14 protein-coding genes are annotated in these 19819 nt (G+C 70.7%); 8 read left to right on the forward strand and 6 right to left on the reverse strand.

Going from position 1 to position 19819, the window contains the following annotated elements:
- The first annotated feature begins 1 nt into the window (after position 1).
- The 3 genes from HZS55_RS04255 to HZS55_RS04265 are packed head-to-tail and all read left to right on the forward strand — an operon-like array spanning position 2 to position 7221.
- Entirely contained in the window at positions 2 to 3304 is a 3303-nt protein-coding gene (locus HZS55_RS04255) for a carboxypeptidase regulatory-like domain-containing protein (protein ID WP_179910501.1), read from the forward strand.
- Position 3305: 1 nt separating this feature from the next.
- Entirely contained in the window at positions 3306 to 4340 is a 1035-nt protein-coding gene (locus tag HZS55_RS04260) for a hypothetical protein (protein WP_179910502.1), read from the forward strand.
- Entirely contained in the window at positions 4333 to 7221 is a 2889-nt protein-coding gene (locus HZS55_RS04265; RefSeq protein WP_179910503.1) for a COG1361 family protein, read from the forward strand. Before HZS55_RS04260 ends, HZS55_RS04265 begins: the two co-directional genes overlap by 8 nt.
- A 144-nt stretch (positions 7222 to 7365) precedes the next feature.
- Here HZS55_RS04265 and HZS55_RS04270 read toward each other — a convergent pair whose 3' ends face one another.
- The 5 genes from HZS55_RS04270 to HZS55_RS04290 are packed head-to-tail and all read right to left on the reverse strand — an operon-like array spanning position 7366 to position 14691.
- A complete protein-coding gene (locus HZS55_RS04270; protein WP_179910504.1) occupies positions 7366 to 10314 on the reverse strand; it encodes an outer membrane protein assembly factor BamB family protein in 2949 nt (982 codons plus the stop codon).
- A 3-nt stretch (positions 10315 to 10317) separates the two neighbouring features.
- Positions 10318 to 11934: an ATP-binding protein gene (locus HZS55_RS04275; protein ID WP_179910505.1), complete on the reverse strand. Its 1617-nt coding sequence runs from the start codon at positions 11932 to 11934 to the stop codon at positions 10318 to 10320.
- A gap of 3 nt (positions 11935 to 11937) precedes the next feature.
- Positions 11938 to 12570, reverse strand: coding sequence for a hypothetical protein (locus HZS55_RS04280; RefSeq protein ID WP_179910506.1), 633 nt, complete (start codon positions 12568 to 12570; stop codon positions 11938 to 11940).
- Positions 12571 to 12579: 9 nt separating this feature from the next.
- The gene (locus HZS55_RS04285; protein WP_179910507.1) at positions 12580 to 13638 is read right to left on the reverse strand and encodes a hypothetical protein; all 1059 of its coding nucleotides are present in this window, start codon (positions 13636 to 13638) and stop codon (positions 12580 to 12582) included.
- A gap of 15 nt (positions 13639 to 13653) precedes the next feature.
- A complete protein-coding gene (locus HZS55_RS04290) occupies positions 13654 to 14691 on the reverse strand; it encodes a hypothetical protein (protein WP_179910508.1) in 1038 nt (345 codons plus the stop codon).
- 215 nt (positions 14692 to 14906) lie between these two features.
- On the opposite strand from HZS55_RS04290, the gene HZS55_RS04295 reads away from it, so the two are divergent.
- The 4 genes from HZS55_RS04295 (at position 14907) to HZS55_RS04310 (ending at position 18406) form a co-directional block, all read left to right on the forward strand.
- Positions 14907 to 15671: a class I SAM-dependent methyltransferase gene (locus HZS55_RS04295; RefSeq protein WP_179910509.1), complete on the forward strand. Its 765-nt coding sequence runs from the start codon at positions 14907 to 14909 to the stop codon at positions 15669 to 15671.
- Positions 15672 to 15757: 86 nt separating this feature from the next.
- Entirely contained in the window at positions 15758 to 16309 is a 552-nt protein-coding gene (locus tag HZS55_RS04300) for a (2Fe-2S)-binding protein (RefSeq protein ID WP_246308357.1), read from the forward strand.
- A 1-nt stretch (position 16310) separates the two neighbouring features.
- Positions 16311 to 17237: an FAD binding domain-containing protein gene (locus HZS55_RS04305; protein WP_179910510.1), complete on the forward strand. Its 927-nt coding sequence runs from the start codon at positions 16311 to 16313 to the stop codon at positions 17235 to 17237.
- Positions 17234 to 18406, forward strand: a complete 1173-nt coding sequence (locus tag HZS55_RS04310; RefSeq protein ID WP_179910511.1) for an XdhC family protein — start codon at positions 17234 to 17236, stop codon at positions 18404 to 18406. Before HZS55_RS04305 ends, HZS55_RS04310 begins: the two co-directional genes overlap by 4 nt.
- 37 nt (positions 18407 to 18443) lie before the next feature.
- Here the strand turns inward: HZS55_RS04310 and HZS55_RS04315 are convergent, their stop codons facing one another.
- A complete protein-coding gene (locus HZS55_RS04315; protein WP_179910512.1) occupies positions 18444 to 19226 on the reverse strand; it encodes an SDR family NAD(P)-dependent oxidoreductase in 783 nt (260 codons plus the stop codon).
- A 164-nt stretch (positions 19227 to 19390) separates the two neighbouring features.
- Here HZS55_RS04315 and HZS55_RS04320 point away from each other — a divergent pair, with 164 nt between their 5' ends.
- On the forward strand, positions 19391 to 19813 hold the full coding sequence (locus HZS55_RS04320) for a PPC domain-containing DNA-binding protein (protein WP_179910513.1): 423 nt from the start codon (positions 19391 to 19393) through the stop codon (positions 19811 to 19813).
- The last annotated feature ends 6 nt before the right edge of the window (positions 19814 to 19819 follow it).

A 19819-nucleotide genomic window follows, 5' to 3' on the forward strand; every position in this document is an offset into this window, starting at 1 on the left:
GATGAGGACACAACACCTCCGGACGGCGACGCGCGCGACAGCGACCGCCGCGCTCGTCGCCGTCGCCATCTTGGCGCTGGCTACCGGGGGCGCCGCCGCGGCCGAGGGCGACGCCGCGGGACAGTCGGCGGTCGCCGCGGCGACGGCGCCGGGCGGCCCCGCCGCTACCGGTCCGAGCGCCTCGGTCGCCGCGGCGAACGTAACGGCGAACCGCACCGGTCCCGACAACGTGACGATCAGCGTCCAACAGGGCCTGTTCCCGCCGAACACGAGTGCCGCCAACGCGACGGTCACGCTCTCGGCGCCGGGGCGGGACGCGACCGACCCCTACCCGGCCAGCGGGACGCAGTCGGGCGCGTTCGTCTACCGCGTTCCGCTCGCCGACCTCTCGACGGCGGCTCGGGACCTCGGCTCGGCGACGGTCGCGGTCACGCCCGGCACGCCCAACGCCACCGCCCACGAGGTGTCGCTCGACCTCCGGTCGCTCTCGTTCGGGTCGGCGGACAACGCGACGCTCAACGAGTCGACGCTCAGCGTCCCCGTCGACCGATCGCTTGGCGTCGTCGACGGGGCGGCCATCGCGGTCTCGGCGGGGTTCAGCGAGTCGGGGCCGGTCACTCAGTGGACCGCCCACCTCGACGGGAACGGGACGGGCCGTCTCACCGTCCCGCTGGCCCGGTTCAACCCGTCGCGGCTGCTCAACGAGACGCTCGCGCTGCAGCCCCAGTTCGGCTTCGAACCGGACGCGCAACTGGCGGTGAACCCGCGCGAGGCGGCGGGCGACGCGACCGTCAATCGAATCGCCGACGGTCTCGCGGTCCGCCACCCGCTCCTGTTCGAGAGCGTGCGGTACGCGGTCACCGTCGACACGACAGACCCGGACGGCAGCTACGTCCGCGCACACACGCCGGCTCAGCGCGGGCGTCTGGCGCTCCCCGGGCGGTTGCTCATCGGTGAGCAACGGCGGATCACCGTCGACGCCGCGGCACACTCGACGGCGGTCTTCTCGGTGACGCACACGGTGTCCCGGCCGGAACGCGTCGTCAACGGGACGGCGCTGAACGTCTCCGGACTCGTCCCGTCGGGGCTCCGCGCGGTCTGGGTCGACAACGGAACGGCGGTGACCAAGCTCTCGAACTCGACGACCGAGCGCGGCGCGCTGGCGCTCCCGGCGGATCTCGTCGGGAACGGCGTGGAATCGGTGTTGCTCCAGGGCGAGACGCTCCAGCCGGTCGGGATCGCCGACGTGGTCGGCACGGCGAGCGCCCAGCAGACGGGCGCTGCCGACGGCGCGACCGCCGGGGCGACCGCCACCGGCACCGACGGGTCGAGCGGGACGACGACCGAAACCGCGACGGGGAACGCCACCGGGCTCGTCGGTGCCGGCACGACGGCGGCCGACCCGACGCTGGGTCTCTCAGCGCTCGCCGCGCCGCTGATCGCACTCGTGGTCGGCGTGCTCTGTTTCGGGATCGGGTACTTGCTCGAACAGAACGGAGACAGCGAACACGGCGCGACCGGCGGTCTCCTGGCGTTCTTCGCGGTGTTCGGAGCGGGGCTCGGCTACTGGCTTGGCGGGAGTTCCGCCAGCGGCGCCCTGCTGTTCGAACTCGCCGCGATCGCGGGCGGGGTGGTGTTCGGCGCCGCGTATCTGGGCGTCGGAGCCGTAACCCGGACGCGGCCGGCGAGTCAGCGCAACCAGCTAGCGGCCCTGCTCGTCGCGACGACCGTCCCACTGGCCGCTGCGGCACTGCTGGTCGCGTTCGCGTCGGATCTGTCGCTGCTCGCCGCCGGCGGCGCCTACAGCGCGGTCGCGGGCGGACTGGTCGGCGTCGCGGCGAACACGGCCGGCGGCGCGAGCGGCGAGGCGGCCGCCGCCGGTGCCGCGACGCGAACGGCGACCGTGACCGTCCGCCTCGTCGACGACCAACTCGATCGCCGGGTCCGCGACGCCGTCGAGGTGACCGTCACGCGCGCGTCGTCGTTTGATCCCCAGACCGAGCGGGAGCCGACGAGCGACGGCACGGCGGCGTTCGACCTCTCGAAGGGGACCTACACCGTCGAGGCAACTTACGGCGGCCGCACGGAGTCGACGGAGATCCAGGTCGACCGGGACGACCGGTCGGTCGAACTCCGGTTTTCCCCGCGGGCGGTCGCGTTCGCGGTGCAGGACACCGACGAGCGGCCGCTCCCGGACGCCGACGTGACCGTCGTCGGCGACGACGGGTCGACGACGCGCCCGACCGACGCCGACGGACGGCTGTCGTTCGACGAGATCCCCGCCGGCGTCGACTCGCTGGACGTGAGCGTCTCCCGGCCTGGCTACGCCGAAAAGTCGCTGACGGTCTCCGTCGGCGGACAACGGACCGTGCCCGTCGAACTGGAGCCGCTCACGGGGACGTTACGGGCGACCGCCACGCTCGACGGGCGACCCGTCGACGGCTTCTCGGTGACGGTCACGCCGGAGCGGGTCGACGCGGTCGGCGAGACCGACCGCGACGCGGAGACCGACGGGAGCGGGCGGGCGCAGTTCGACGACCTCGCGGTCGGCGAGTACAGCGTCGGCGTGTCGCTCCCGCAGTCGCTCGACGGGTTCGGCACGACGGACGCGACGGTCACCGTCGAGGAGGACCGGACAGCGACCGTCGACGTGCCGGTCGTCTTCGAATTCGACCTCTCGCGGGCCCAGCGGGACCGCGTGTCGGACGTACGCGCGACGCTGGCGGACATCTCGAGCGCGTCGACCCGCGACACCGCGATCCCGGCCTACTACGCGAGCGTGGTCGAACGCGTCCTGGAGACCGCCGAGTCGATCCCCGATTCGGGGCACCCGTTCCTCGTCCACCGCACCGACCCGTCGGCGGTCGTCGACGCGTTGCTCGACGCGACGGAGGCCGCCGCCGACCAGATCGACGAGGCGATGGGGTCGAAACGCAACGTCGACCTGTTCTCGGCGTGCTCGGACCTGCCCGACGCCGACATCGAGTGGCAGGGATCGATCGCGGTCGACGACACGCTCGCGCTCGCCGAGCGCGGCGTCGGCGAGCAGCGCGGCAGGTTCGCCGACCGGCTCGACACCGTCGACGAGGGCATCACCGACGAGCTCAGCGGACTGGCGGAGATCAGCCCCGCCCGCGAGATGTGGGACAGCAGTCGAACGCTCGTCCGCGAGAGCACGGGCGTCGACACGACGGAACTCGACTCGGCCGCCGCGGTCGTCACCGCGGAGGCGCTGCTCGATGCCGTCGAACAGCTCTTCGAGCACGAACCGCTCCGCAAACGCATGAAACAAACCGTATTCTGATATGAGCCGAACAGCCCAGATCGCACGAATCACGTTCGCTGCCGCCGCCGCGACCGCGCTGGTACTCGCCGGGGTCACGACACCGGTCGGCGCGGCCGCCGCCGACAGTCACGGGTCCGCCGCGCAGGCGGCCCAGCCAGAGACCCAGGAGGAGTATCTCGACCGGTTCCGGGCGCTCAACGGCACGGCGGCGTTCGCGCAGTATCAGGAACTGGAAGTGATCCGGTCGCAGGCCGTCCTCGAGGTACAGGTCGGCAACTTCACGGACACCAAACGCCAGCGGATGGGACGCGTCCTCGACCTGCTGGTCACCTTCCGCGAGGCGGTCGCGGCCCGTGCGAACGGGTCGAACGCGCGGAGCCTCGAACTCGGTAACGAGACGGACTCGATCACCGATTCGCTGCTCGAGACCGAGGGCGGCCGCCAGTACGCCGTCCTCGCGGACCTGGCGCTGGACCGCTTCTTCGAGCGCAACGGACAGGCGTTCCTCGAGCGGGCGGAGGGCATCGAGCGGACGCCCGACCGCCTGACGGTCCTCGAGCGGTCGGCGACCGCGTTTCGCCGGGCCGGCGCGGCCGACCGCTTCTCTCAGATCACGCTGCGCATCGAGACGACCAGACAGCAGTACCGGTCGGATCTCGAGGAGATGAACGAATCCGCGGCCGTGACCGACGCGTTCCTCGCCTCGTGTGGCGGGTGTGACGCGCCCACCGAGGCGCTCCAGCGCCACCGGCTGAACGTGTTCGCGCTCTACTCCCAGTCGCTGCGTGCGGACATCGAGGCCCAGCGCGGCGAGACGCTCGCCGCGCGCCACGCGCTCAGCGATCGGACGGGGCAGTTCCAGTCGGAGACGGCGACCATCGACCGCTACCGCCAGACGCTGGCGGTCACCGGCGCGGGCGTCATCGTCGGGTTCGCCGTCGTCGTCGCGCTCGTCGGCGCGCTCGTCACCTGGCGCCTGATGCGCTGGCGCCGAGATCTGGTCGACGCACAGGCCGGCGACGTGGTCCTCGTGGGGGAGATCCTCCATGGCTAAGCGCCACACGCGCGCCGCGGTCGCCCTCGTGGCCGTCGCGGTCGCGTGCGTCCTCGTCAGCGGCCCCGCGGCCGCCGGACCCCTCGGCCAGCCGACGACCGACGCTCCCGACCGGATCGAGCACTTCGAAGGGGCCGCGGAGGCGACCCCGGACCAGCACAGCCAGTCCGCGACGGACCGCGCGGCGGACGCCGCCGGGCCGGCCTCGACGAACGTTTCGGCGTCAACGTCGCTGCGGTCGACCGTTGACCTCGACGTCGAGCAGGCGCTGTCCGGCGACTCGGACTCGGACCGGGTCACCTTCTCGTTCCGCGTGAGTGGCAGCTCCAACATGTCGACGAGGGTGAGCGTCACGCCGTCACAGACGACCCGGTCGTACGGCGACGTCGAGTTCGAGTTCGTCGAGTGGTCCGACCAGAGCGGGGGCGGCTCGGGGACTAGCAGCAGCTGGACGGCGACGGGCGGCCACACGTACCAGGTCACGTACGAGGTGAGCGCCAACAACGGCGCCACCGAGGGATCCTACTCGATCACCGCGACGGCGTCGAGCGGGCTCGGCGACCAGCACACCGAGCGGATCGTGGCGGACGTGGAGGTCAGGGAACCGGAGTTCGAGCAGCCGTCGGGCACCACCGAGGACATCCGCTTCGACGAGTCGACCGGAGACCGGGCGAACACGGAGACTCAGGTCGAGATCGGCAACGGCGGCGACGGGGTCATGGTCATCGACTCCGTCTCGGTCGGCGCGACGCCGCGCGGGATCGACGCGTCGGTCGCGAACGAGCCCGACCGGATCGGCGCGAATGGGAGGGACGGGATCGACCTCGACATCAGCGTCGACGACACCGTCGAGGAGGGCGACCACAGCTTCACCGTCACGGCCAGCGACAACCTCGGGAACCGAGAGACCTACGAGGTGACCGTCAGAGTCGAGAAGGTCCCGGTCCTGAGCGCCGATTCGACCGTCATCTCGCTGGGGGAGGTCCTCGTCGGCGAGTCGACCGTGAAGTCGTTCACGCTCCGCGAAGCCGCCGGATACGAGTCGGTGTCGGACGTGGTGACGGAATTCGCCGAGCGCGACTCGCGGGGGAATCTGGCGTTCGGCGGGCTGGGTGAGACGACGATCTCGGCCGGCGAGAGCACCTCGCAGTCGGTGACGGTCCAGGTCGACGAGGACGTCGAACAGGGCTCCCAGCTCCGGTGGGAAGTGAGCTTCGCCCCGCAGGACAACCGCGACGGCAACGCCCGCGTCGTGTTCACGGCGCAGGTCATCTACCCGCCGTACTACGACGGCGTCTCCGTCGGCGGCGCCGACTTCGTCTTCGACAGGCCGCGTTCGGAGGTCACCTCGTACACCGAGACCACGACCATGCAGGTCAGAAACGGCGGCGACCTCCCGATGAATATCGAGTCGGTCTCCCCCAGCGTCGACGCACCGGGGATCGACGCGACCGTCGTCGACCGTCCGGACACGATCCCCGCGCGCTCCTCGCGCACGTTCGGCGTCCGGATCGAGGCCCAACCCGAGGCGAGCGAGGGCGAGCACACGCTCTCGATGGACGTTCAGGCGGCCGAGCCCGGGTCGACGACGGTCTCGTCGACCGTCACCGTCGACCGCCAGGCGGACCTGGCCGTCGACCCCGGGAACCTCTCGGTCGGCGAGGTCATCGTGACCGAGCGGGCGTCGACGGCGACGGTGCTCTCGGAGCAGCTCGGTTACGAGTCGGTGCGTGACTTCGGATTCGAGCAGGTGTCCGGGCCCGACCGCGGGTGGATAACCGTCGTCGAGCGCCCGTCCACCATCGCTGCCGGCGAATCGGGGGAGGTGGTCCTCGCCGTCTCCTTCGACCCGAGCGCGACGCTCTACCGGACCTACAACTGGACGTTCGCCGCGTCCGGCACCAACGTCGAGACCGAGCGGTTCACGGTGTCGGCCGTGCCGCGACCGATCGACTTCTCGCAAGTCAGAGACGACCTCACCGCCCTCGAAGGCGAGGTCGAGGCGGGCGACGGGATGGTGACCGAGATGGACGGCGTGCTGGGAACGCTCGAAGAGAAGCTCCGGGCCGGGAACGCGCCGCGGTCGGACATCGTCGCCGTCAGCACGGCGGGCCGTAGCACCACGCTGTTCCTGCAGTCCGCCGAACAGGCGCGGACCGCGCTCGACGCCGGGAACCACTCGGCCGCTCAGCTCCACCTGACCCGGACGGCGGCCGCCTACCGCACGCTCGGCACGTACACCGACCGGATCTCGAACGACGAACTCGCCCAGCGAGCCGCCGGCGTCACCGAGCGCGCGGACGAGATCCTCGCCGCGCTCACCGACCGCCAGCTCTCGTACTACCGCGGCCGGCTCGAAGCCGAGAACACGACGATGCTCGAACGCGCGCGGATCGAACGCGACCTCTCCAGGCTCGCCGCGCTCCGGGGCGACAGCGACCGGGCCGGCGAACTTCGCACCGAGGCCGACCGGGCGTTCTCGAACTACTCGACGCTCGTCGCCGAGGGCAACGAACGCCTCGAGGCCGGCCGGAGCCAGCGCGACGACCTCGACGAGTCGCTGTTCGTCTCGGCGCTCGGTCAGCGCGTCTTCTGGATCGGGAGCCTCGACCGCTTCGAGTCGGCGACGCGAGCGACCCTCTCCGAGTACGACACCGCCGAACAGCGGTTCCGCGCCGCCGGCGCTGTCGAACGCGCCGACAGCGCGGCCGCCGAGCGGGCGTCCCTCGCGGCGGCCTACGACGGGGCACGCACCGTCTCGCTCGGGATCGGCGCCGGCCTCGGACTGGTCTTCCTCGTCGTCGTCGTCCTCGAGAGCAGGGCGCTGTACCGGTACATCCAGGAGTCGCGCGCCGCAGTCAGCGGCGACTTCCTGGTCTGAGAGCGGACCGCTTCCGGTCGGCCGACCCCGTCCGACGGGTGACTGTCGGGTTCGCCGCAACGCTTCCCCGTATCGACCGACCGCTCCGAGACGACCCGCTGGAAGCGAAAAACGACGTGGCGCCCGCACCGTCGGCGGGTACGGTCAGGTACCGTCCGGGTCCTCGGCGGGTTCGTACCCCGAACGGAGGTGTGTCGGGCGCTCCGGCTCGTCGGTGTCGTCCCGCACGCTCGCGGTCCACTGGTCGAGTTGCTCGGCCGATGCCGACTCGCGGTCGGCGGCGACCGGTCCGGCGACGCGAGCCGGGACCTCGACCGCCCCGTCGGGGCCGGTGGCCGAACAGGTGACGTGTATCGAGAGGTCGCCGGCCGACTCCGGTTTGACGTCGAGGTTGACTCCGACCCTCTCGTCGGGATCGACGGTCGCGACCTCGGCGGGGGAGAACAGCGAACTGTTCTCGACGGCGGTGCCGCTCGCCTCGACGCGGAGGTCGGACAGTGTCCGGTCGCTCCGGTTAGTCACGCGCAGTGGGATCACGCCGTTGGTCCCCGCTGCGACGGCGCTCCCGTCGCCGACCTCGACCGCGAGGACCGGACCGGACGTGTCGAGGACGGCCGCCAGCGAGTGGCAGAACGCCTCGTCCTCGCCCGCCGGACGGTACTTGACGCCGGCGTCGAGCACGTCCGCCTCGGGCACGCGATCCGACGAGAGGCGCCGCTCCAGCGTCCGCGTCTCGCCGCTCGGGAGCGCCCCGTCCTCGATGTCGAACCGGGGCCAGGTGTCCTCCCCGACGTCGACGCCGAACACGTCCAGTTCGCACTCCCGAGACCCCTCGTTGACCGCCTCCAAGGCGATGGCCGCGTCGCTACGACCGCGCTCGACGACGAACTCCGGGTGGAAGCCGCCGCGCTCGACGGTCACCGTCGCATCGGGCAGCGGGTACGCGTCGCCGGCCGCCGTCACGCGGCCGCCCGAGACGGTTCGCTCGCCGTTCCCGTGGAAGACGTGGTCGCGCTGTAGCGTCACCGTTTCGCCCGCCGCGACGGCACCGACCGCGTACGACTCCCCGTCGGCTTCGATCGCGAGGTCGTCGACGCCGCGCTCCTCGACCGATATCTGGACCCGCTCGGAGCAGGCCGCTCCCGACGCGACGTGTTCCGGGATGGCGCGCTCGACGGTCACTGCCGGCGCCGGCGACGCTCCGGCGGCCTCAGCGCCGCCCGCCACCCGGCCGTCGTCGGGAGTGCGGTCCGTCTCGCCGTCGGCGCGTCCCCGCCGCTCCGGTTCTGCCGTCGCCTCCTCCCGCGGCTCCCCCGGCTCGTGCGGTTCCGATCGCGAGCGGCCAGCCCCGTCACGCCGACCGTGGGCGGGTCGCTCGTCGGACTCCCGGCGCCGGCCGCGGCGGTCGGTCGGCACTGCGCGGTCGTCGAGGTCCGGCCAGCCGGAGAGCCGACTGCGCTTATCGGTGTCCGTGCCGGAGCAGGTCACCGCCACCGGGAACGGTTCCGAGGGGGCGACCGGAAGCGCGAGCGCGACGACCGTCGCGGTCCCGGGCGCCAGTTCGTAGGCCCGTTCGCGCGTGAACTCGTCGGCGACGGAGATCGTCACGTCGGCGGCCACCGGCACGTCGCATTCGCTGGTCAGTTCGACGTCGACGTACGGGTAGCCCCCGGAGCGGTCCTGCTCGACGGCGACCGACAGCGGGCGGTCCGGCAGGTCGACGGCGAACGGGAGCGTCTCGCTGGCGCCGTCGGTCGCGAGCGTGACCGTCCGCTCGACCCGTGCTCCCGGCTCGTACGCGCTCTCAAACTCGAACTCGCGCTCCTCGCCGGGCTCGAGGTGTCTCGTCTCACCCTCGCCGGACACGTCGACCGCGACCGATCCGGTGTGTTCGAGGACCGCGCACCACCGCGCCCGGCCGCGGTCGAGGCGATCGAGGCGCGTCCGGGTCGCGACCTGTTCGGCGAGCGCCTCGGGCTCCTCGAAGCGGACCGTCCCGGTCGCGACCACCGCCTCGTCGACGGTCACGGTCACCGTCCCGTCACCGGGGTCGTCGACCGCGGCGACGCCGACCTCGAACGCGGCGCGCTCGCCGGCTTCGAGGTCGACGCGGCTGGGCGCGCCGGCGGCGACGGCCCGCTCCCCGAAGTCGACCCCCAGGTCCGCGACCGCCGCTCTGTCGCCCTCGTTCTCGACGACGACGCGAACCGGCCGGGAGGGGTCGGCCCGGTCAGTGTCGACCGACGCGGTGACGGCCGCGACGGGGTCGGTCACCGGGCGGTACACCGCGACCGACCCCTCGCCGACGGTCGCCAGCGCGGCTCCGTCGGGTATCGCGGCGGCGAGCGTCTCCGCCGGCACGTCGAGGGGGTCAGCGTCGCCGTCGTCGTCGACGACCGCGAGTTCGTCCGCGAAGGCGACCAGCACGGCCGCCTCGTCCGCGGGCGCGACGGCCCCCGCGCCGTCGTCGACCGCCCAGGCCTCCTCGCCGGCGGTCAGGTCGACGCCGACCAACCGCCCGTCCTTGAGCGCCGCGACGGCCAGGTTGGCCGTGAGTGCGATATCCGTGACCACGCCGTCGAACGAGTGGTCGAGGACGACCTCGCCGCCCTCCGAGACGACCGTCAGGAACGACCAGGCGGCGACGGCGATCCGACCGTGCCCGCCGGTGACCGCGCTCACGTCCGAGACGTCGTCGTGCGGCCGCTCGCGGCGGAACCGCTCGCTCCCCGTCTCCGGGTCCAGCCCGACGAGCTCGCCGCCCTCGGTGACGACACAGAGCGGGCCGCCGCCGCTCGGCGCGACGAGGTGGGTCCCGTCCGCGACGCGCTGGCGCCACAGTTCCAGCCCGCCGCTCGTGAACGCGGCGACCGCCGCGTCGAACAGGGCGAAGGGGTAGCGCCCGGCCGCCACGTCGACGACCGGGTCGTCCGTCCGGATCCGGTTCCGGTCGGTGCCCGTGACGATGTCGAGCCGCCCCTCGTCGCTCCCGAACACGAGACAGTCGTTCCCGGCGGCGACGCGCGTCCGGCCGCCCGAGGAGAACGTCTCGTCGACGCTGTATTCGTCGTCGAACGACCCGTCACTCCCCATCGCCTACTCCTCCGCCTGGTCCCCACCCAGGTCGCGCAGCTGGTCGAACACGTCGCTGCCCCCGCCGACCGCGATCCCGAGCCGGTCCGCCTGCTCTTCGACGTACCGACGCATCTCCGGGTACCCCTCGAGCTCGTCGACCTCCTCGCGGACGCTGGTGATGAACTGTCGGACCGTCTTGGGCTCGTTGCGGTCGAGCCGCTCCAGCAGGTACTCCGTATCCGGGACGATCGGCTCGGAACCGTCCTCGACGACACTGCGGACGAGTTCGCGCTGGAGCTCCGTTCCAAGCACGCGGTCGGCGATCTCGGCCGGGGTGTACCCCGCCGACGCGGCGCCGAGTCGCTCGTAGCTGATCTCCACGTCCGGGTTGGCCGCTTCGAGCGAGTCCAGTTCCTTGTGCCACACCTGAGACATCACCTCGTCGCCGGGCTGAGGGATGAACTGCTGGACGGGGAAGCGCCGGCTCGCCGCCGGGTCGATCGTGAACGGCATGTTCGTCGCGCCGATGACCAGCAGGTTGTCCTCGATCTTGTCGGTCCCCATCTCCTGCAGGAAGGCGTTGGTCAGCGACCGCTCGTGGCGCTGGAGGTCGTCGTCGCTGCGGTCGGGGATGAGCGTCTCGATCTCGTCGAAAAAGAGCACCGCGAAGCCGTCCTGTGCGATGCTGTGGGCGCGGTCGAACACCGCCTCGACGCGGCGCTCGGCCTCGCCGGGGTACCGCGAGAGGATGTCCCCGCCCTTGACCGGGAGGAACTTCACGTCGCCGTACTCCGACTCGATGTTGGTGTTGTTGGCCGCCTCGTAGGCGATCGCCTCGGAGACGAGCGTCTTCCCGCAGCCCGGCGGCCCGTACAGCAGCATGCTGCCGCCGCGCGCGGCGAACTCCTCCCCGTAGCGCCCCTCGACCTCCCGTTTGGTCTCCGGGTCGAACAGCGCGAGCAGCATCTGCGCGGTGCTTTTCACCTCGTCCAGGCCGGCCACGTCCTCCTCGAAGCTCACCGTCGGCTTCTCCGGGGAGATGTCGATGTCGACGTCCTCGTCGTCGCGGCCCTGACCGCCGCCGCGGCCCTGGCCGCCGGGACCGGGACCGGCCCCCTGGCTCGGTCCGCGGTCGCGTCGCTCGTCGCGCTCCTCTCGGTCGACGAACTCGAACTCGGTCTCCTCGTCGACCATCAGGGTCGGGAACCCGCGCGGTTGCAGGTCGAGCACCTCGAAGTGGGTCAGCTCCCCGTCGATGAGCGCGACCTCCTCGATCTCGTGGAGCAGGTAGTTCGTGGACCGCAGAAACGAGGCCAGCCGCTCCTCGCCGATGTCGCGGGTGTACAGCGTCGCGGACTTGCACGGCTCGACGTCGCGACCGCTGACATCGGCCTCGACCTGGAAGGGCTGCCCGCGGGCGATCCCGCCGAAGACATCGGCGACGTTCTCGTGGAACTTGACCTTGTTCCGGATGTTGCTCGCGACCAGTTCCTCCTCGGGGTCGACGTAGAAGAACGCCGACCGGTTGTTGTGCGTGACGGCGACGATGTTCGACGACCCGACCTTCGTCTCCCCGATCGTGAGGTGCGAAGTCGGCCGGTCCGTCTCCGTCACCGGCTGTAGATTCAGTTTGCTCATGTCTTAGGTATCCAGTCGTTCGACGACCCAGCTGCCGAACCGCTGCGGCCGGTCGTCCGACCGCCCGGCGCGATGGCTCACCCACCGGTGCCTGGTGAGCGTGTGTCTGAGCACCCGTCTGATGTCCGCGAGCGTCTCGACGACCGACCGCCAGACCCGCTCGAAGACCGTCTCCGCCTTCCCCGAACGCGCGATGCGGTCGCGGACGTGCGCTCCCTTCTCGCGGAGCGCGTCGAGGCGGTCGTGGACGAACGCGAACACCACCGCCCAGTTCCCCGCGGCGGGTCCGGCCCGCGCCAGCGGGACGTGTACGGATCCGTCGGCGACGGCGAGGAGCCCGCAGTCGCACGCCCTCGCGAGGCGGTCGACGTCGGCCGGCGTCGCGTCGCCGCGGTCGTAGACCGTCTCCAGGACGGTGGCGACGCTCGCGTCGAGCCGTTCGTCACCGTCGTCGACCGCCGTCGGTCCGGGGATCGGTTGGCTCGCTCTCGTGAGTTCGCAGAGGTCACTCAGCGTCCGCAAGACCGCGAGGCCCTTCGTGAGGACCGACTCGTTCGTGACCGTCGGCTCCCCGAGGACGGCGTCGATGTCGTCCTCGACCGCGCTCGCCGTGCCGACGAACGAACGTCCCTCCATTCGGATCGCTCAGTTGTTGAACTCGTAGCTGCCGGTCTCCTCGTCGGCCTCCGCGTCGGTGCTCATCTCCTCGGCGTCGATGTCCTCGGTCGCGTCGAGCACCTGCTGGACCTTCTCCATCGTGTTCTGTTCCTCCTTTTTCTCCGCGGCGGAGTCGACGTCCGTCAGCGAGGTCGCCAGGTTCGAGAGGTTCTTCGCCATCTCCATGGCCCGCTCGGGGGCGATCTCCTCCTTGTACTTGTAGGCGCGTTTGACCCGCTGTTTCTGCGTTTTCAGCACGTCGTCGATCTCTTCGAGCTTCTGCATCTGCGCGCCGAGTTCCTCCGCGGCCCGCCGGAGTTCGTCCTCGAGGGTCCCGCCCTCGGCCGCCTCCTTCATGCTCTCCAGGTGGAAGAGTCGCTCTTCCAGGCGCTCGTACTCGGCCTGGTCGGGCGGGCTGAGGTCGGTCTCGTCGAGCTGTCTGCCGTTCGTGAGGTTCATCAGCTCCTGAGCCACTTCCTGCTGTTTGTGATCGAACTCCTGTACCTTCTCGGCGGCGTTGGACTCGCCGATCTCCTCGCGCAGCTCCTGTTCGGTCTGTTCGATCGTCTCGATCGTATCGTCGATCTTGTTCGTACAGCCCTCAATCGCCGAGACCCAGTTCAGCAGCATCTTCGGTTTCGTCTCGTCGTTCTCGCTGCCGATGTCCTGGAGCATGCTCGGGTCCTCCAGCACCACCAAGTCGGTGCCGTCGGTGTCCAGCACGTCCTCGTCGACGAAATAGTCGATGACCGCCTCCGCCTGCGCCTCGCTCTCGATCGGGATCGTCTTGTCCTCGGACGCGATGAGGCTGTTCAGCGCGTCATCTCGCTGTATCTTCCCCTTTCCCGATTCGAGGTTCAGCGCGTTGGAGATGTCGTACTGGACGAGTTGGCCGACCACGTCCGTCCACGTCTCGTCGGGGTCCTCGGTGTTCCCGATGGCACCCGGGATCCGGACCGGCTCGTCCCGGTCGTTTTTCGGCTGCGCGATGATGTACTCCTGACCACCCTGCGTCGTCGTGCTGAAGTTCTGGTATTTCGTCGTCATCGTTTCTGTGTCCCGTTATTCGGTTGATTTGTTGCCGACCTGAAACATGGCGTCGACCTTGCGCTCGAAGCGCTCCTCGATAGCGTCTCTGACGTACCCGTTCACCCGTTCCGCGTCGCTGACCACGATCTCCGCTATCTGGGGCCGCCCCTCGTCGACGAGGTCGCTGGGCTGACCGAGCGCCTGCTGGTCGATATCCTCGAGTATCTGGTCGGCCCGCGCGTCGACGTACTCCTCGAAGTCCTCCTCGTGGCGGATGACCGCCTTGTCCTCCGTGAGCCCGTACTCCTCCTTCAGTTGGCCTCGGATCTCGTCGAACAGCTGTTCGGTGTCGTTGCGGTCGAGGTGGAGCAGGACGTCGTAGCGCTCGGAGATCTCGTTCTCGACGACCTGTTCGAACTCGTCGAGGGTGAGCACGCCGATATCGTCGAACTCGTCGACGACATCGTCGCCGATCTCGTCGACCAGGAACTCGGCGTACTCGTCGAAACAGCTCCGGACGAGGTAGTCGTCGCCCATGTCGACGACGAACCCCTCGTTGACGAGGTGTCGGATCACGTCGCTCGTCGCGGCCACGTCGATGACGTTCTCCAGTTTCGAGTGCGAGAGCGTCCCGAGCGTCGCCTCCTTCTCGAGGCGCGCGGAGACGCTCGCGTCGCCGGAGGTCTCGTCGCGCAGGTCCGGGCCGCTCCGGTAGTAATCCCTGTCGCCCGTCGAGATACGGCTGATGTACTGCTGGTCGACCAGCCGTTCGGCGAAGAAGTCGACGTCCGCGGGCGCGATGTCGAACTGCGACTGGATGTCCTGAGTGTTGACCACGAGCTTCCGCTTGAACAGGTGTTTCAACTCGCCGGTCACCGAGGTCCCCTCGGGCAGCCCGAACGGGTCGTAGTAGTAGGCCCCGTTCCTGAGCTTCTCGAACTCGGAGAACTCGTCGTTGGCGAGATCTCGCAGTCCCTCTTTGATGTCCGTCGCCGACAGCGATCCCGTGTTCAGTAACCCGGTGTCCCGACTCTCGTAGCCCTCCTTTATCGCCTCCTTCGTATCAGTCACGTATAAGAAGCCGTAGTTATCGAGAGCCAGCTCCCGAGAGATATCTTCGAGAGCTTCGGTTTCTACTGGCCGAACCATACCACTCAGTGGTGTAGTATCGGTAGTAAAAGTTGTCCCCCGAGATCACATTTTGCGACGGCACTGGCCGAGATATCTCCGTTCCACCGATAGCAATCCCCCTCTTCCCGGCCCGCGAATCGGTCTGTCGGATCCCGGTGACTGAACCACAGACACCCGGGTCGCGACGGGGCGACGCCTTCGGTGCGATGCTCCGGGAGTACCGCGAGATCGGCGAGGGGTGCGAACTGGTCGAACGCGACGACGGCTGGGTCGGGATCAGCGCCGGCGGCGAGTTCTACTTCGCCGAGGACGACGAGTGGCCCGACCCCGACCGGCGCGCGCTCGACCGCGTCGAGGGGCGGGTCCTCGACGTGGGCTGTGGCGCGGGCCGGGCCGCGCTCGCCCTCCAGGAGCGAGGCCACGGCGTGACCGCGGTCGACGTGTCGCCCGGTGCGGTCGAGGTGTCCCGCGACCGCGGCGTCAGGGACGCTCGCGTGGCCGACGTGGCCGACGAGTTCGATCCAGACACGTTCGACACGATACTGATGCTGGGCAACAACTTCGGACTCGTCGGGACCGCCGAGACCGCCCTCGACCGGCTCGGGGATCTCGCGACGGTGGCGACCGACGACGCGACGCTGGTGGTACAGAGCCGCGACCCCGTGATGACCGACGACGAGCATCACCTCGCGTACCACGAGTACAACCGCGAGCGCGGCCGACTTCCGGGCGCGCTCCGGATGCGCGTCCGCCACGAACGACTCGCGACGCCGTGGTTCGACTACCTGATGGCCGCACCGGACACGATGGCGAACCTGGCAAGTGAGACCCCGTGGACCCTCGTCGACACGATCGAACCGGAGGCGGGGCTGGACCCCGCGGGCGGCGACTACGTCGGGATCCTGGAAATCGAGGGGTGAGCTCCGGGTCGGAGCGCCCGCCCGCGTCACCGAGACCAACACTTTACTCGCTCGCTACCGTTGTCGGGACAAGCGATCACCCTCTCATGTCGACACACGATATCTCACTCACGGTGGACGGGACGACCGAGGAGTTGACCGTCGAGTCGCGGACGCTGCTGGTCCACGCGCTGCGGGACGAGCTGGGGTACACCGCGCCGAACGTCGGCTGCGAGAGCGGCAAGTGCGGCGCCTGCACGGTCGAGATGGACGGTGACGCGGTCAAGTCCTGTACGGTGCTGGCGGTCCAGGCCGACGACAGCGACGTGACGACCGCCGCCGGCCTCGCCGAGGGGGGCCTCGACCCCGTCCAGCGGGCGTTCCACGACGAACACGGCCTGCAGTGCGGCTACTGTACCCCCGGAATGCTCGCGACGACCCACCAGCTACTCGACGAGAACCCCGACCCCACCCGCGCCGAGATCCGGACGGCGCTGAAAGGGAACGTCTGTCGCTGTACGGGGTACGGCAACGTCGTCGACGCCGTCGAGACGGCGGCCGAACGACTCTCGGACGCCGAGTCGTCCGCCGAGCCGGCGGGCTCGGAGGGCGAGCGGGACCAGCGCGCGGAACCGCCGCGGCCGGAGGGCGAGGACTGAGATGTTCCCGGCCGAGTTCGACTACGAGCGGGCCGAGTCGGTGAGCGAGGCGCTGGAGGCGCTGGAGCGGTACGCCGACGCGGACGTGGAGATCCTCGCGGGCGGCCACAGTCTCGTCCCGGCGATGAAGACCGAGGGGCGGGAACCGGACGTGGTCGTCGACCTCGACGTGCCCGCGCTCGACGCGGTCAACGCGCTGGACGACCGGACGGTCCTGGGGGCGCTGACGACCTACGCGACGATCGCCGACTCCGGAGCCGTGCGGTCGACCGTCCCGCTGGTGGCCGAGGCGGCGAGCGAGGTGGGCGACCTGCAGATCCGGAATCGCGGGACGATCGGCGGGAACCTGGCGGCGGCCCACCCCGGCGCGGACCTGCCGGCGGCCGTCCTGGCGAGCGACGCGACGATCTTGCTCCGGAATCGCGACGGCAAGCGGGAGGTCCCCGCGACCGACTTCTTCCGCGGCGACGGCGAGACGGCGGTCGAGCCCGGAGAACTCCTCGCGGGCGTCCGCGTGCCCCACGCCGACGGCGGCGGGTTCGCGTACGCGAAGAAGACCCATCCGGCGACGGGGTACGCGATGGTCGGCGTCGCCGCGGTGGTCGAGACGGACGGCGGTGGGGACGGCGACGCGGACCGGGACGCCGGCGGCGAGGGGACCGTTTCGAGCGCGCGCGTCGCCGCGACCGGCGCGGTCGACCGCGCGGTTCGCCTCCCGTCGGTCGAGGACGCGCTCGTGGGCGACCCGCTGGATTCGGCGCCCATCGACGCGGCGGCGAGCGAGGCGCGGGCCGACATCGACCCCGAACGGCTGCGCGCAGACGCCTCCGCCTCGGCGGAGTTCCGCGGGGAGCTGTTGGAGGCGTACGTCGCCCGCGCGCTGGAGACGGCCGCCGACCGGGCAGCCGGCGACACTCCGACGGCATGAGCGGCGACCGAGTCCAACCGGACTGGTCGGCGCCCGAGCGCGCGGTCCGCGCGACCGCCCGGGAGTACCTCGATTCGGGCGAGCCGGCGGTCCTGGCGACGGTCGTCGCCGTCGACGGCCGGGCGTACCGGCGACCGGGCGCGAAGATGGTCGTCGCGCCCGGCGGCGGAGCGGCCGGCGACGAACCGGCGGACGACGCCCGACCGGAGCCCGACCCGGGCTCGACCGGTGCGGGTTCGGTGACCGCCGGCTGCCTCGCCGACTCGGTGGTGGACCTGGCGAGCGACGTGCTGGCCGACGGGTCGGCCCGCGTCGAGCGGTTCGACCTCCGCTCGGACGAGACGTGGGGACTGGGCGTCGGCTGCGACGGCGTCGTCGACCTGTTGCTCGAACCGCTCGGGGAGCGCCACCGGCCGCTGGCGGCTCCGGACGACGAACTGCCGACCGGGCGAACCGCCGCGGTCGTCGTCGAGAGCGGCGATCCCCGCCTCGCGGTCGGCGACCGGTGGGACGACAGCGACGGCGATACGGCCGGAGCGTTCCCGCCGGCCGTCACTACCGAGATCCCCGACGACGCGGACGGAACCCGTTCGGTTCGAGTCGAAACGGGGGGCGGTGCGGTTCGGCTGTTCGTCGAGCGGGTGACCCCCGCGCCGCGGCTCGTGGTCGTCGGGAGCAACGCGGACGTGCGGCCGGTGGTCGCGTCGGCGCGGTCGGCGGGCTTTCGAGTCACCGTCGTCGGCTTCCGCGGCGGTCGCGCGACGAGCGAGCGGTTCCCGCGGGCCGACCGGGTGGTCGCGACCTCACCGCGGGACCTGTGCGGGGCCGTCGGCTTCGGCGCCGACGACTCGGTCGTGCTGATGACCCACAACTTCGTCGACGACCGCGTGGCGCTGGCGGAGTTGCTGGCGACGCCGGTCGACTACCTCGGCGTGCTCGGGCCGGCCGAGCGGTTCGACCGCCTCCGCCGAGCCCTGGCCGACGACGGCGTCGAACTGGACGAACGGGACCGCGACCGGATCTACGCCCCGGTCGGGCTGGACCTGGGCGGGGGAAGCCCCGCACAGGTCGCCCACAGCGTCGTCGCCGAGGTCCTGGCGGTTCGCAACGACCGGACGGGCGGGCACCTCCGCGGGGTCGACGGACCGATCCACGAGCGCCCGGACTGATCGAACGCGGTATCGGCGGGCGGTCGAACCCGTCGTCCTATCGGTTGTCCAGTCGCCAGTCGGGGATGGGGACCTGGCCGCCGTCGACGCGGAGTTCGTGGCCGTTGACGTAGTCGGCGGCGGGAGAGGCGAGGAAGGTGACGCCGTTGGCGATGTCCTCGGGTTCGGCGAACTGGCCCAGCGGGTTGAGGTCCTGAATCTGCTCGGTGACGGCCTCGGAGAAGCCCTCGGTCATGCGGGTGTTGACCCAGCCGGGGGCGACGGCGTTCACCCTGATGCCCTCGTGGCCGAGTTCGAGCGCGAGGCTCTTGGTGAGTCCGAGCAGGCTCCACTTGCCCACGTCGTACTGGGGGGACTGGCCGACGGCGTTTTTGGTGTGGATCGAGGTGATGTTGACGATCTTTCCGTACCCCTGTTCGATCATGCCGTCGACGACGGCGCGCGTGCAGTTGATCGAGCCGAACAGGTGGACCTCGATGTTGAGCCGGAAGTCGTCGTCGTAGTCCTCGTCGAGGAACGGGCCGGCGTTGCCGACGCCGGCGTTGTTGACGAGGATGTCGACGCTCCCGAGTTCCTCGACGCCGTGTTCGACCATCGCCTGCACTTCGGCTTCGTCGGTCACGTCGGCGGCGACGCCGACGGCGTCGCTGTCGTCGTCGCGGTCGCGGATGGTCGCGGCGGTGTCCTCGGCCACGTCCTCGTCCAGATCGTTGACGATCACGTCGGCGCCGTGGGTGGCGAGTTCGAGCGCGATCGCGCGGCCGTTGCCGCGGCCGCCGCCGGTCACGAGTGCGGTCTGACCTGTCAGGTCGAGATCCATGACGCCCCGTTCGAACCCGCGCGTCTTCAAGCCCGGCGGTGGGGGAACGACCCTCCGCCATCCGAGCGGCCGGTGGTCGCGCCGACGGGAGTCGCCCGGACCGCGGCCGCGGGTTCGCGTCCCCGCTCGGAACGTTTTTTGTGACGCCCGTCCCTCGTAGGCGTATGGATTATCTGGAAGTCGAGGGCGCCCGCGAGTTCGTCGCCCGCCTGGCCCACGGCGACGACTGGCGCGGCCAGATCGAGGCCTTCGCCGCCGACGAGGGGGTCGACGCCGCGTTCTTCTTCGGGCTCGGCGCCGTACAGGACGCCGAGATCCTGTACTACGACCAGGACGACGAGGCGTACTACCCCGAGCGCTTCGACGAGCCCCTGGAGATGGCCGCCTGCGTCGGCAACGTCTCCCACCTGGACGGCGAGCCGTTCGCCCACACCCACGCCGTCCTCTCGCGGGAAGACGGCACGACGCTGGCGGGCCACCTCGACAGCGCGACCGTCTTCGCCGGGGAGATCTACGTCCGCGAGTTCGACGCGGAACTCGACCGGGAGTACGACGAGGAGACCGCGCTGGACCTGTGGCCGCTATGAACGGGC

The organism is Halosimplex rubrum (genome assembly GCF_013415885.1).
Taxonomy (GTDB): Archaea; Halobacteriota; Halobacteria; order Halobacteriales; family Haloarculaceae; genus Halosimplex; species Halosimplex rubrum.